12 protein-coding genes are annotated in these 12,022 nt (G+C 58.7%); 7 read left to right on the top strand and 5 right to left on the bottom strand.

From position 1 onward, the window contains the following. Positions 1–562 precede the first annotated feature (562 nt). The 4 genes from rpsT to ACXAGD_RS18395 all read right to left on the bottom strand — a co-directional run bounded on the left by rpsT (position 563) and on the right by ACXAGD_RS18395 (position 3,385). Positions 563–826, bottom strand: coding sequence for a 30S ribosomal protein S20 (gene rpsT / locus ACXAGD_RS18410; protein WP_475212447.1), 264 nt, complete (start codon positions 824–826; stop codon positions 563–565). Positions 827–1,052: 226 nt separating this feature from the next. Further along, positions 1,053–1,829: an enoyl-CoA hydratase gene (locus ACXAGD_RS18405; RefSeq protein WP_475212445.1), complete on the bottom strand. Its 777-nt coding sequence runs from the start codon at positions 1,827–1,829 to the stop codon at positions 1,053–1,055. 66 nt (positions 1,830–1,895) lie between these two features. Next, positions 1,896–2,747: a bifunctional DNA-formamidopyrimidine glycosylase/DNA-(apurinic or apyrimidinic site) lyase gene (gene mutM / locus ACXAGD_RS18400; protein ID WP_475212443.1), complete on the bottom strand. Its 852-nt coding sequence runs from the start codon at positions 2,745–2,747 to the stop codon at positions 1,896–1,898. Continuing rightward, complete coding sequence (locus ACXAGD_RS18395) at positions 2,705–3,385, bottom strand: hypothetical protein (RefSeq protein ID WP_475212441.1); 681 nt, start codon at positions 3,383–3,385, stop codon at positions 2,705–2,707. The genes mutM and ACXAGD_RS18395 overlap by 43 nt, the downstream gene beginning before the upstream one ends. 166 nt (positions 3,386–3,551) lie before the next feature. Between ACXAGD_RS18395 and ubiE the strand changes: the two genes are divergently transcribed. Both ubiE and ubiB read left to right on the top strand, forming a co-directional pair. Then, positions 3,552–4,304 (top strand): bifunctional demethylmenaquinone methyltransferase/2-methoxy-6-polyprenyl-1,4-benzoquinol methylase UbiE, encoded by a 753-nt coding sequence (gene ubiE, locus ACXAGD_RS18390; RefSeq protein WP_475212439.1) that lies wholly within the window; start codon positions 3,552–3,554, stop codon positions 4,302–4,304. Between the two features lie 3 nt (positions 4,305–4,307). Further along, positions 4,308–5,837 (top strand): 2-polyprenylphenol 6-hydroxylase, encoded by a 1,530-nt coding sequence (ubiB, locus tag ACXAGD_RS18385; protein WP_475212437.1) that lies wholly within the window; start codon positions 4,308–4,310, stop codon positions 5,835–5,837. Positions 5,838–5,930: 93 nt separating this feature from the next. On the opposite strand, the gene ACXAGD_RS18380 is transcribed toward ubiB, so the two are convergent. Then, on the bottom strand, positions 5,931–7,106 hold the full coding sequence (locus ACXAGD_RS18380; protein WP_475212434.1) for an acetyl-CoA C-acyltransferase family protein: 1,176 nt from the start codon (positions 7,104–7,106) through the stop codon (positions 5,931–5,933). Between the two features lie 117 nt (positions 7,107–7,223). Between ACXAGD_RS18380 and ACXAGD_RS18375 the strand changes: the two genes are divergently transcribed. From ACXAGD_RS18375 to ACXAGD_RS18355, 5 genes are all read left to right on the top strand, one after another. Then, positions 7,224–7,787, top strand: coding sequence for a helix-turn-helix domain-containing protein (locus tag ACXAGD_RS18375; RefSeq protein WP_475212432.1), 564 nt, complete (start codon positions 7,224–7,226; stop codon positions 7,785–7,787). Between the two features lie 108 nt (positions 7,788–7,895). Further along, positions 7,896–9,083, top strand: coding sequence for a glycine C-acetyltransferase (locus tag ACXAGD_RS18370; RefSeq protein WP_475212430.1), 1,188 nt, complete (start codon positions 7,896–7,898; stop codon positions 9,081–9,083). Continuing rightward, positions 9,080–10,030, top strand: coding sequence for a PLP-dependent cysteine synthase family protein (locus tag ACXAGD_RS18365; protein ID WP_475212428.1), 951 nt, complete (start codon positions 9,080–9,082; stop codon positions 10,028–10,030). Before ACXAGD_RS18370 ends, ACXAGD_RS18365 begins: the two co-directional genes overlap by 4 nt. Positions 10,031–10,049: 19 nt before the next feature. Next, complete coding sequence (gene tdh / locus ACXAGD_RS18360; RefSeq protein WP_475212654.1) at positions 10,050–11,078, top strand: L-threonine 3-dehydrogenase; 1,029 nt, start codon at positions 10,050–10,052, stop codon at positions 11,076–11,078. Positions 11,079–11,141: 63 nt separating this feature from the next. Beyond that, positions 11,142–12,020, top strand: a complete 879-nt coding sequence (locus ACXAGD_RS18355) for a tryptophan 2,3-dioxygenase (RefSeq protein ID WP_475212426.1) — start codon at positions 11,142–11,144, stop codon at positions 12,018–12,020. The last annotated feature ends 2 nt before the right edge of the window (positions 12,021–12,022 follow it).

Below are 12,022 nucleotides of genomic sequence, written 5' to 3'. Positions count from 1 at the left end.
CAAGCGCCTCACGCATCCCATTCTTTATTGGCCTGTCGGCCTTATTACCCACGTCCGGTTACCCGGTTATTCTTGCTTTTCACTCGCAACAGGATACCCACACGCCAAATCACGTGGATCTGGCGAGGTTGTCCCCAAATAACTCAGCACAGCCTGCCACGTGGACACCCATAGACAGGGCGCCCCGCAAGCCGGGTCGCGCATCGCAAACATATTTTTTAGACAGGGCTCAGATCTTCGGTGACCCAAAGACCTTTTGCAGATCAACAAACGGGCAGAGTCCGTTTGCCAACATTCGTTTCACGACCATTCTGATGCCCGTCAGTTTGATCAATGAAACAGCCTGTCCCCCCAAGCGAGTGAATCGCTGACTTAGTGGTAACAAGAGGCCAAGGCGTACGGCAACGAAACTCTGATATTGACTCGGGTCTTTGGCCGAAAGAATCTCTCGACTTCGTGAAGAAGCGGCTTTCCGGCAACAGCACAAAAAAAGCGCCACGAATTGTGACGCTTTTAAGAACAATTCAATTGTGAATTGTTGACCTTAGGTCAACTCGCGGGATTAGCCCAGCGCTTTGACCCGGGCGGACAGACGCGACATCTTGCGCGACGCGGTGTTCTTGTGGAAGACGCCTTTGTTGACGCCGCGCATCAGCTCTGGCTGAGCGGCACGCAGGGCTGCGGTTGCTGCGTCCTTGTCGCCGGATGCGATCGCTTCTTCGACTTTGCGCAGATAGGTGCGGATGCGCGAGCGGCGGGCTTTGTTGATTGCAAAGCGCTTGTCGTTCTGACGCGCGCGTTTTTTTGCCTGGGGCGAATTTGCCATGTGTATCTGACCTTCGTTCGGTACGGTTATATTCGGTTACGCGTCACGGATTATCCGCACCGGATCAGATTCACGGGTGTGAGTCGGGCCAAGCGGGCCGCACGCGCATGTATAGCGGCACTAGCTATCCAAGATTGTGCACTTTGCCAAGTCGATTCTTTCACTGCGCATGGCAGATATGAAAAAGGCGGGCCGAGCCCGCCTGTTCCGATCCAATGTCCGCGCTTTACTTGTCGCGGAACTGGGCGGCGCGTTTTTCCTGGAACGCGGCCATGCCTTCTTTCTGGTCTTCGGTCGCGAACATGGAATGAAAGACGCGGCGTTCGAACAACAGCCCTTCGCTCAGCGTGACTTCATAGCTGCGGTTGACGGCCTCTTTGGCGGCCATCGTGCTCAACTGCGATTTCTCGGCGATCTTGTGGGCCGCGCCGATCGCCTCTTCCATCAGCTTCTTTGCCGGAACAACCCGGCTGACAAGCCCAGCGCGCTCGGCCTCTTCGGCGTCCATAAAACGACCCGTCAGGTTCATGTCCATCGCTTTGGACTTACCGACGAAACGGGTCAGGCGCTGTGTGCCCCCCAGCCCTGCGATGACGCCCAGATTGATCTCGGGCTGGCCGAACTTGGCAGTGTCGGCGGCAATGATGAAATCGCAAAGCATCGCCAGTTCGCACCCGCCCCCTAGAGCATAACCCGAAACGGCCGCGATGATCGGCTTGCGGATCGCACAGATCCGGTCATTGAAATCGCCGAACAGATTGGTCTCATAGACGTCAACAAAGCTCATCTCGGACATCTCTTTGATATCCGCGCCAGCCGCAAAGGCCTTGTCCGAGCCGGTGATGATGATGCAGCGCACCTTGTCGTTCTGGTCCGCATCTTCCAGCGCTGAACTAAGCTCTTGCGTGAGCTGCGAGTTCAGCGCGTTCAGTGCATCGGGTCTGTCGAGCTTGATAAGTGCGACGTGGTCTTCGATTTCGACGATGATCGTCTCAAAAGCCATGAGATGTAAGCTTCCGGTTGTTCCGTTCAGATACGATTCCTTATCACGCGAGGACGCTGGATCAAGTTATCTTTGGCATTGCGCGCAGTAGAAGGATGAGCGACCGGACTGGGTGATTCTTTTGACAATGCCATCGCAGCCCTCGGTGCGGCAGGGTTCGCCTTCGCGGCCGTAAACATCAAAACTGTGCTGAAAATATCCAAGTTCTCCATCGGCTTGGCGGAAATCGCGCAGGGATGAGCCACCGGCCTCTATGGCGTCCTGCAATACCTGACGGATGATCGGAACCAAAGCAGCAACCCGCGCCGCAGAAATCTGCCCGGCCTTGCGACGTGGCGACACGCCCGCGCGATAAAGCGCCTCGCAGACGTAGATATTGCCCAATCCGGCAACGATTCCCTGATCCAGAAGCGCCGATTTGACCGGAGTATTCTTGCCCCTGAACGCCTCAATCAGATGCTGTTCGTGAAAGTCATTTCCCAGAGGTTCCGGCCCCAGAACCGACAACAGCTTGTGCGCCTCGGCAGTAGCCGTCGGCAGCAGGTCCATCGCGCCGAACCTGCGCGGGTCGTTGAATGTCACCCGCGCACCATTTGCCATGTGGAGTACCACGTGGTCGTGCTTTTCGGGCGTCGGGTGTTCGTGCACGAATTGTCCCAGCGGATCGCCCGAGACCGTCATCCGCCCGGACATGCCCAGATGAACCAGCAAGGTCTCACCACTGCTGAGATCGGCCAGTATGTATTTCGAGCGCCGCCGCAGCCGGTCGACCCGCTGCCCGGTCAGTCGCTCGGCCATACGGTCTGGGAAAGGCCAGCGCAGATCAGGACGGTTCACGTCGGCCCGCTCGATCACCACGCCCTCCATCGCTGGGGTCAGCCCACGTCGGACCGTTTCGACTTCCGGAAGTTCCGGCATAGATCCTCCTGGTTTGCTGCAAGTGCGCTTTCGAACGCCTGCACCATTTCATCATGTCCGGTTACATATTTCAGAATCCGCGCCGTCTTCCCATCCGAAAAACGCAGAATATACCTCCCGTCATTCCTGAGGCTGATCCGGGTGAGTTTCTTGAGGTCATAATACCGCCGCTGGAACAGCGGCCCCGTCGTCACCAGTTCGGACCCGTCGATTGAGATCGAATTGACCAGATGAAAGATCAGCGTATAGGCGACCAATGCCATCACGCCCAACTTGATCATAATCACCGTCTCTGCGCCCAGCGATGGAAACAGCTCGTCTGTCCGCGCCAGTTCCGGTTGGACAAAGCTGATGTAAAACAACGCAACCGCCAACACTGAGGTCAGGATGATGACCCCTGGTGTCGCGCGAAAGGTCAATCGTGTCAGGGATTGCTGCGCAGGACGTTCGCTGCCCGCCCGCGAGATTGAAGAAATAAGGTAGTCGTTTGGGATATGCCCGACGGCTGCGTCCAACTTGGCGCCCAGCCCTTTGGCCTGCCGTACCTCTTGGGTCGTGCGTATGACGGCTCTGATACGCAAACCGAAAACCAAGATTAGCGCAACGAAGGACAACACAACTACGAGAAGGACTGCCAATAGGATATCTCCGTGGGATTGGAACACCTGATCCTGTCATAGGCTTGGACTAAGGAAAATCTGTGGCGGGCCTGTCAATTCGCCACCCCTGCTACCTTTTCGCGCGATTGTCTTCCCCGCGTTGAGGCCTATAAGGATGAACAACACAGACAGAGGCATCCCTTTCATGTCCGACAGTAAAGACAAGACCACTCATTTCGGGTTTGAAACCGTGCGCGAGGCCGACAAGGCTGGGCGCGTACAGGGCGTGTTCAACTCGGTCGCCTCTAAATACGATGTGATGAACGATGTCATGTCGATGGGCATACACCGGGTCTGGAAAGACGCGATGATGGATTGGTTGGCCCCGCGCCCCGGTCAGCGGCTGCTGGACGTGGCGGGTGGCACTGGCGATATCTCGTTCCGCTTCCTCAAGCGAGCGGGCTATGGTCACGCGACCGTGCTGGACCTGACCGAACCAATGCTGGTCGAAGGCCGCCAACGCGCCGAGGCCGATCAGATGTCCGGCAGCCTTAACTGGGTCGTCGGCGATGCGATGTCCCTGCCGTTCGAAGACAACACCTTTGACGTCTACACGATCTCCTTCGGCATCCGGAACGTGACCCGCCCGCAAGAGGCCCTGAACGAAGCGTTCCGCGTGCTGAAACCTGGCGGTCGCCTGATGGTGCTGGAATTCAGCCAATTGCCGAATGACGGGCTGCAGAAACTTTATGACCTCTACAGTTTCAACGTCATCCCGCGCATGGGTAAGCTGATCGCAAACGATTACGACAGCTATCAGTATCTTGTGGAGTCGATCCGCAAGTTCCCCGATCAGGAGACGTTCCTGAACATGGTCCGCACCGCTGGGTTCGAAAATGCCAAATACCGCAACCTCAGCATGGGTATCGCCGCGCTGCATTCCGGCTGGAAAATCTGATTCATGCGCGGCCCTCACAATATCATCCGCCTGATCCGCACAGGCGCCACGCTTGAACGCACGGGCGCCATGAACGTGGTGCTGGACGCTTTTGAAGCCCCGCGCGCCTTGCGTTTCGTGGCCCACGCGCTTGGCAAACCGTTTCAATGGCTTGGCTACAAAGGCGACCCCGCAATGCCACCCGCCACCCGGGCTCTTACAGCACTGGGTCCGGCTTATATCAAGTTCGGTCAGGTACTCTCGACCCGCCCCGACGTTGTGGGCAATGAACTGGCCGCCCAGTTGCGCGTGTTGCAGGACAAGCTGCCGCCGTTTTCCCGCGCCGAAGCCATGGCCGAAGTCGCCAAGGAACTGGGTCAGCCGGTGGATGATATCTTTTCCGAATTCAGCGAACCCATCGCCGCAGCCTCGATCGCGCAGGTCCACAAGGCTAAGCTGAACAGCACCGGTGAGGACGTCGCCGTCAAGGTCCTGCGCCCCGGCATCGAACGCGCGTTCCGCAAAGACGTGGACGCATTCTATTTCGCCGCCCGTATCGTTCAATTGTTCGCCCCTGGCGCACGCCGCCTGCGCCCGATGGAAGTGATCGAACATTTCGACGGCGTGGTACGAGGCGAGCTGGACCTAAGACTGGAAAGCGCTGCCGCATCGGAATACGCCGCCAACACCAAGGATGACGCCGGTTTCTGGCTTCCCCCCGTGGTGTGGTCCCTGTCGGCGCGGCGGGTGATGACACTCAGCTGGGCTGACGGTATTCCGCTGGGCGAAAACGACGCGCTTGATGCCGCCGGGCACAACCGCCGCGATCTGGCCGAACGGGTCCTGCGTCTGTTCCTGCAGCACGCGCTGCGCGACGGCTATTTCCATGCAGACATGCATCAGGGCAACCTGAAGGTCGCCGCCAATGGTGACATCATCGCCTATGACTACGGCATCATGGGTCATATCGACGAATACACTCGCCGGGTCTATGCCGAGATCCTCTTCGGCTTCATCCGACGCGACTACAAACGCGTGGCCGAGGTGCATTTCGAGGCCGGCTATGTCCCTGCCAATCAGGACGTTGACGAGTTCGCCCGCGCGCTGCGTGCTGTGGGCGAGCCTATTTTCGGTATGGACGCCTCGAATATTTCGATGGGCCGGTTGCTGAACTATCTGTTCGAAGTTACCGAACGCTTCGGCATGGAAACCCGGACCGAGTTGATCCTGCTGCAGCGGACAATGGTCGTGGTCGAGGGCGTCGCTCGGTCGCTGGACCCGCATATGAATATCTGGGAAGTCGCGCGCCCCGTGGTCGAAGGTTACATCAAACAATCCATCGGTCCGCGCGCAGCCTTGCGTGATTTTGGCAAGACTGCAATGGTACTTGCCCGGTTTGGCCCACGCCTGCCTGCGCTGGTTGAAAACGCACTGATTGCCCAGACCCAGAAGGACGAGCAGCAGAAATCACCTCTGTTATCCGCAGCCTTGCCCGCCGGTATCGGCGCAATCGCAGGTGTCGCGCTGGTTCTGCTGCTCAACGCGCTCAGCTAAAAACACGCCGCCCGCTTCATCTGGCCAAAATATCCACAGGGGGAATCGCGCCCTACGCGATGGGGGCAGACAGCCCCCCTGCCCGGTCCCGGCTCAGACCCGCTCGATCGCGATGGCAATTCCCTGTCCGCCACCGATGCACATGGTCACCAACCCTTTGGACCCACCAGTGCGCTCCAGTTCATACAGCGCTTTCAGTGTGATGATAGCGCCGGTCGCCCCCACCGGATGACCCAACGCAATTGCGCCGCCATTCGGGTTCACCTTCGCCGCATCCAACCCAAGCTCCTGATTCACCGCCAGAGCCTGCGCCGCAAACGCCTCGTTACTTTCGATCACATCGAAGTCGCCAACTGACAGGCCAGTTTTATCCATTAGGTTCCGTACTGCTGGAACGGGGCCGATCCCCATCACCTCGGGGCGGACACCTGCATGGGCATAGCCCAGAATGCGTGCTTTGGGCTTCAACCCGGCTTTCTCGGCCGCCTCTGCCGTGGCCAGAACCATCGCCGCCGCACCATCATTGATACCCGAGGCATTGCCCGCCGTTACACGACCGTCTTTCTTGAACACCGGCCGCAACCCGGCCAGAGCTTCGGCGGTAGAGGCTTTGGGATGCTCGTCGACCTTGAAGTCCACCATGTCCCGCTTGACCTTGACCTGCACCGGCGTGATCTGGCTGTCGAAATAGCCCGCCTCAATCGCCGCTGCCGCACGGGTCTGGCTGGTCATCGCAAACGCGTCCATCTGCTCGCGGCTGATCTGGTGCTCGTCTGCGACATTCTCAGCGGTCACACCCATATGGCCAGTGCCGAAGGGACAATTCAGCGCCCCCAGCATCATATCCAACGAGGACACATCGCCCATCTTTGCACCCCACCGCGCCTGCGGCACAATATAGGGGCTACGCGACATGCTCTCGGCGCCACCCGCCACAGCGAATTCAGCATCGCCCAGCATCAGGGACTGCACCGCCGAGACAATTGCCTGCGCGCCCGATCCGCACAGCCGGTTCACATTCATCGCAGGTGTTCCGTTCGGGATGCCGGCCTGCATGGCGGCAACACGCGACAGATACATGTCGCGCGGCTCGGTATTGATGACATGCCCGAACACCACATGCCCGATCTGAGCGCCCTCAACCCCCGACCGCTCCAACGCGGCTTCGGTGGCAACTGTCGCCAGGTCGATGGGCGCGGTCGACGCCAGCGCGCCGCCAAAGGTTCCAATTGCGGTGCGGGCACCGTCCAGCAATACGATATCGGTCATGTCAGTCTCCTCCGGGATTCGGAGGCAGTATGCACCTGCAGCATGGGTCTGTCCCATGGGACGTCCCGTCACGGTTGGAATTGACATCCTCCCCTGCAAGGCGCATGAAATTCCGTCATGACGGACAAAACTGACGATATCCTGACACGCCTGCCCGCCCGCCTGAAAGAGGCGCGCCGGGCCAAGGGCCTGTCGCTTGAAGCCGTGGCCAACCTCAGCGGCGTGTCCCGCTCGATGGTCAGCCAGATCGAACGCGGGGAAAGCAGCCCCACCATCTCGACCCTTTGGAACCTGACCCGCGCGTTGCAGGTTGATTTCGCGGGCCTGCTGGAGGACGCCAATACCGCAGATCAGATCGAAGTTCTGCGCAAAGCCGAAGTGCCCAGCATCGACAATATGGGTCAGAACTGCCGTATCCGTATCCTGTCTCCGCCCGAAGAGGCCGGTGGGCATGAGGTCTATGATATCAGCTTCGACAATAATGGCACCCTCACCAGCCAACCTCATGCGCGCGGTGCCAGGGAACAACTGACAGTGTTGGAAGGCGCGGTCCGCGTAACGTCGGGCAGCGCATCCCGTGATCTGAAACAGGGCGATACGGCCCGCTATGCGGCGGATGTGGCACATTCGATTGTAGCCGACGGTCCGGCACGCGTGTTCCTGATCGTTAAGAACGCCTGACATCAAAATATCCGTTTTTGCGGATTTTTATCTTTTATATTGTAATTCCCCCATTTGGGAATTACATCCGTTATGTTAGACACGCGACTCACATAAACGGAGACCGCCATGGCAGATGCATTCCTGTCCCATATCACGGACACCCTTGCGCAGATCGAATCCGAAGGTCTGTATAAACGCGAACGAATGATCACCTCGCCTCAGGGCGGTGAGATTACAGTGGGCGACAAGCAGGTGATCAACCTGTGCGCCAACAACTATTTGGGTCTGGCCGATCACCCGGCGCTGATCGACGCCGCCAAAGGCGCGATGGAGCCCAAGGGCTTCGGTATGGCTTCGGTCCGGTTCATCTGCGGCACGCAGGACATTCACCGCGAGTTGGAGCAGAAGCTGGCCAAGTTCCTGAACAAGGACGACGCGATCCTGTTTGCCGCCTGTTTCGACGCCAATGGCGGACTGTTTGAGCCTTTGTTAGGGCCTGAAGATGCCATCATCTCGGACAGTCTGAACCACGCCTCGATTATCGACGGTGTGCGGCTGTGCAAGGCCAAACGCTATCGCTATATGAATAACGACATGAGCGACCTCGAAGCCTGGCTGAAACAGGCGCGCGAGGACGGCGCGCGGCACATCATGATCGCCACTGACGGTGTGTTCTCGATGGACGGCTATCTGGCCAATCTGCCGAAGATCCGCGAACTGGCCGACAAGTATGACGCCATTGTCATGGTCGATGATTGTCATGCCACCGGCTTCATGGGGCCGAACGGTGCGGGGACGCCGGATCACTTCGGCGTCGATGTGGATATTCTGACGGGAACCTTGGGCAAGGCACTTGGGGGGGCAATCGGCGGTTACATCGCCGGGCCGCAGCCAGTGATCGATCTGCTTCGGCAGCGGGCGCGGCCCTATCTGTTTTCAAATTCGCTGCCACCTTCGATAGTTGCCGCTGGTCTGGAAGCGATCCGACTGGTCGAAGAGGGCGACATGCTGCGTGCCCAACTGTTCGGCAACGCCAAATACTGGCGCGCGGGGCTGGAGAAGTTGGGTTTTGATCTGCTACCCGGCGAACACCCCATTGTCCCGGTGATGCTGGGTGAAGCGAAACTGGCGCAAGCGATGGCATCACGGCTGTTTGACGAAGGCGTCTATGTTTCCGGCTTCTTCTTCCCCGTTGTCCCGCGCGGTCAGGCGCGGATCAGAACACAGATGAATGCAGCTCTAACAAAGGACGAACTGGACCGTGCATTGGCCGCCTTTGGCAAGGTCGGCAAAGAACTGGGGGTCATCTCGTGATCCTATCCTCTGTGATCGACGCAATAGGAAATACGCCGCTGGTCGACCTGTCGCGCATTTGCCAGCATCTTGGTCTGGACGGTCGGATTCTGGCCAAACTGGATTACCTGCTGCCGGGGTTTTCAAAAAAAGACCGGACCGCAAAATCCATCATCGAACTGGCGCGGGCGGATGGCACATTGTCCCCGGGGCAGACGGTCGTTGAACTGACATCGGGCAATATGGGCACGGGTCTGGCGATTGTCTGCGGCATTCTGGGGCATCCCTTCGTCGCGGTCATGAGCGCCGGAAACTCGGTCGAGCGAGCGCGCATGATGCGCGCGCTGGGGGCCGAGGTCGTGATCGTTCCGCAAGCCGAAGGCAGCAAACCCGGCGAAGTGTCCGGGGCCGATCTGGCATTGGTGGACGAAGCCGCGCAGCGCATCACCACCGAACGCAATGCGTTTCGTGCCGACCAATTCGGTCATTCGGGCAACCCCAAAGCCCATGCCACTGGCACAGGGCCTGAAATATGGGAGCAATCCGGCGGGTCTGTGACAGCGTTTTGCGATTTTGCAGGGTCCGGCGGCACTCTGGCCGGGGCGGCAGAATACCTGACCCCGCTGGGCGTGCACTGCTATGCGGTCGAACCCGAAGGCGCTCGGGCTATCGCCGGAGAACCCGTCAGCAACCCGGATCACCCGATCCAGGGCGGTGGCTATTCCATGGGCGATCTTGTTCACCTGAACGGGGCGACCCTAGCCGGGCATCTTTCGGTTTCAGGCGACGCAGCACGGAACGGTGCCCGATTGCTGGCCCGGACCGAGGGGATTTTCGCTGGCTTCTCAGCAGGGGCCAACCTGGCTGCGGCCATAGACCTGTTACGCGGACCGGAAAAAGGCGGCTGCGTTGCAATTGTGATGTGCGACAGCGGTCTGAAATACCTGTCCACCGATTTGTGGGAGTAAACTCATGCGAGCAAACACCATGAAAGCACTTGAGAAATCCAAGCCTGAAGAGGGTCTTTGGATGGTACAGGCCCCGGTGCCAGAAATTGGCCCCGAGGAAGTGCTGATCAAGATCAATACGACCGGCATCTGCGGCACGGATATTCATATCTGGAACTGGGATGAATGGGCCGCCGCGACGGTGCCGATTCCGATGATCACCGGGCATGAGTTCGCCGGTGAGATCGTCGAGACCGGGCGCAACGTAACTGGTCTTGAGATTGGTCAGCGCTGTTCCGGCGAAGGCCATCTGATCACCACCGACAGCCGTCAGAGCCGCGCAGGCAAGTTCCATCTGGACCCCGGCACGCGCGGGATTGGCGTGAACGAACAGGGGGCGTTTGCGCAATATCTGAAACTGCCTGCGTTCAACGTCGTTCCCTTGCCCGATGACGTCCCGGATGAGATCGGCGCCATCCTCGATCCGCTGGGCAACGCCGTACACACCGCACTCAGCTTCGATCTGCTGGGCGAAGATGTTCTGATCACCGGTGCGGGGCCCATCGGAATCATGGCTGCGGCCGTCGCGCGCCATGCAGGCGCACGGCATGTGGTGATCACGGATATCAACCCAGATCGTCTGAAACTGGCTGAACATGTGGTGCCGACGGTACGCACTGTCGACGTCTCCAAGGAAGACCTTCAGGACGTCATCACCGAGCTTGGCATGAAGGAAGGCTTCGACGTTGGCCTGGAAATGTCCGGCTCACAAATCGCGCTGGACCAGATGGTCGAGGCACTGGTGATGGGCGGCAAGATTGCCCTGCTGGGCATTCCGCCGGGAAAATCCCCGGTCGATTGGTCCCGCATCGTGTTCAAGGCCATCACCATCAAGGGCGTATATGGACGTGAAATGTTCGAGACCTGGTACAAGATGATCGCCATGTTACAGAACGGTCTGGATGTCAGCCGGGTGATCACGCACCAGATGAAAGTCGACGATTTCGCCGAAGGCTTTGCCGCGATGAAATCAGGCCGGTCCGGCAAGGTGGTGCTCGACTGGACCTAACGCTCTGGCACCGCGCGGGTTTTGATCCTAAACAGGAAAGAACCCGCGCGTTTGGAGGAGCACATGGGCGACAATGACAGGTATCTGGAACGTGGGATCGAGGACTCGCTGGTCACCGATTTCGCACAGACCCATCGCAAGAGCTATGGCGATTTCCTTCAGCTCAAGACCCTGCTCAACCTGCAAAAGACCTTTCAGGACCCCGCCCAACCCGATGAGATGCTGTTCATCATCATTCATCAGGTCAGCGAGCTATGGCTTAAACTGATGCATCACCAATTGGTCGAAGTGCGCGGCTTTCTGCAACAGGATGCGTTCGGCCCGGCGATGAAAAACCTCGACCGGGTGAAGGCGATCCAGCGTCAGTTGATTGCGGCGTGGGAAACCCTGCTGACCATGACACCTGCGGACTACATGACCTTCCGGCAGGCATTGGGGAGCTCTTCAGGGTTTCAAAGCTATGGCTATCGTCAGATCGAGTTCATTCTGGGCAACAAGGATGCCTCGACCCTGAAAGTGCATGAACATGATCCAGAGGTCATGGAGATGTTGAACGCCGCGCTGACCAAGCCGTCTTTGTACGATGAAGTTCTATTTATGCTGGCGCGTCAGGGGTTCGACGTGCCTCAGGACCTGCTGGAGCGGGACTTTGCGGAGCCCTATTCCGGTGACGCGCGTGTGGTGAAAATCTGGGCGCAGGTTTATCGCGACACGGACAGGTATTGGGACCTCTACGCACTGGCGGAAAAGCTGATGGATGTAGAATCATTGTTTCAGCGCTGGCGCTTCGATCACGTCACGGCGGTCGAACGGGTGATCGGCAATCAACCCGGCACCGGAGGGTCGAGCGGCGTGTCCTTTCTGCGTAAGGCCTTGGATTTACGCTTTTTCCATGATCTCTACGATTTGCGCACCGAACTGATGTATACCGAGCAGGAGTAAGC

Source organism: Ruegeria sp. ABF4_144 (assembly GCF_056160045.1).
This window is presented reverse-complemented; position numbering and strand designations above follow the sequence as displayed.

Bases quoted from the DNA above. Each gene is read 5' to 3' on its own strand.
- rpsT (WP_475212447.1), bottom strand. From the start codon at position 826: ATGGCAAATTCGCCCCAGGCAAAAAAACGCGCGCGTCAGAACGACAAG.
- ACXAGD_RS18405 (WP_475212445.1), bottom strand. From the start codon at position 1,829: ATGGCTTTTGAGACGATCATCGTCGAAATCGAAGACCACGTCGCACTT.
- mutM (WP_475212443.1), bottom strand. From the start codon at position 2,747: ATGCCGGAACTTCCGGAAGTCGAAACGGTCCGACGTGGGCTGACCCCA.
- ubiE (WP_475212439.1), top strand. From the start codon at position 3,552: ATGTCCGACAGTAAAGACAAGACCACTCATTTCGGGTTTGAAACCGTG.
- ubiB (WP_475212437.1), top strand. From the start codon at position 4,308: ATGCGCGGCCCTCACAATATCATCCGCCTGATCCGCACAGGCGCCACG.
- ACXAGD_RS18380 (WP_475212434.1), bottom strand. From the start codon at position 7,106: ATGACCGATATCGTATTGCTGGACGGTGCCCGCACCGCAATTGGAACC.
- ACXAGD_RS18375 (WP_475212432.1), top strand. From the start codon at position 7,224: ATGACGGACAAAACTGACGATATCCTGACACGCCTGCCCGCCCGCCTG.
- ACXAGD_RS18370 (WP_475212430.1), top strand. From the start codon at position 7,896: ATGGCAGATGCATTCCTGTCCCATATCACGGACACCCTTGCGCAGATC.
- tdh (WP_475212654.1), top strand. From the start codon at position 10,050: ATGAAAGCACTTGAGAAATCCAAGCCTGAAGAGGGTCTTTGGATGGTA.
- ACXAGD_RS18355 (WP_475212426.1), top strand. From the start codon at position 11,142: ATGGGCGACAATGACAGGTATCTGGAACGTGGGATCGAGGACTCGCTG.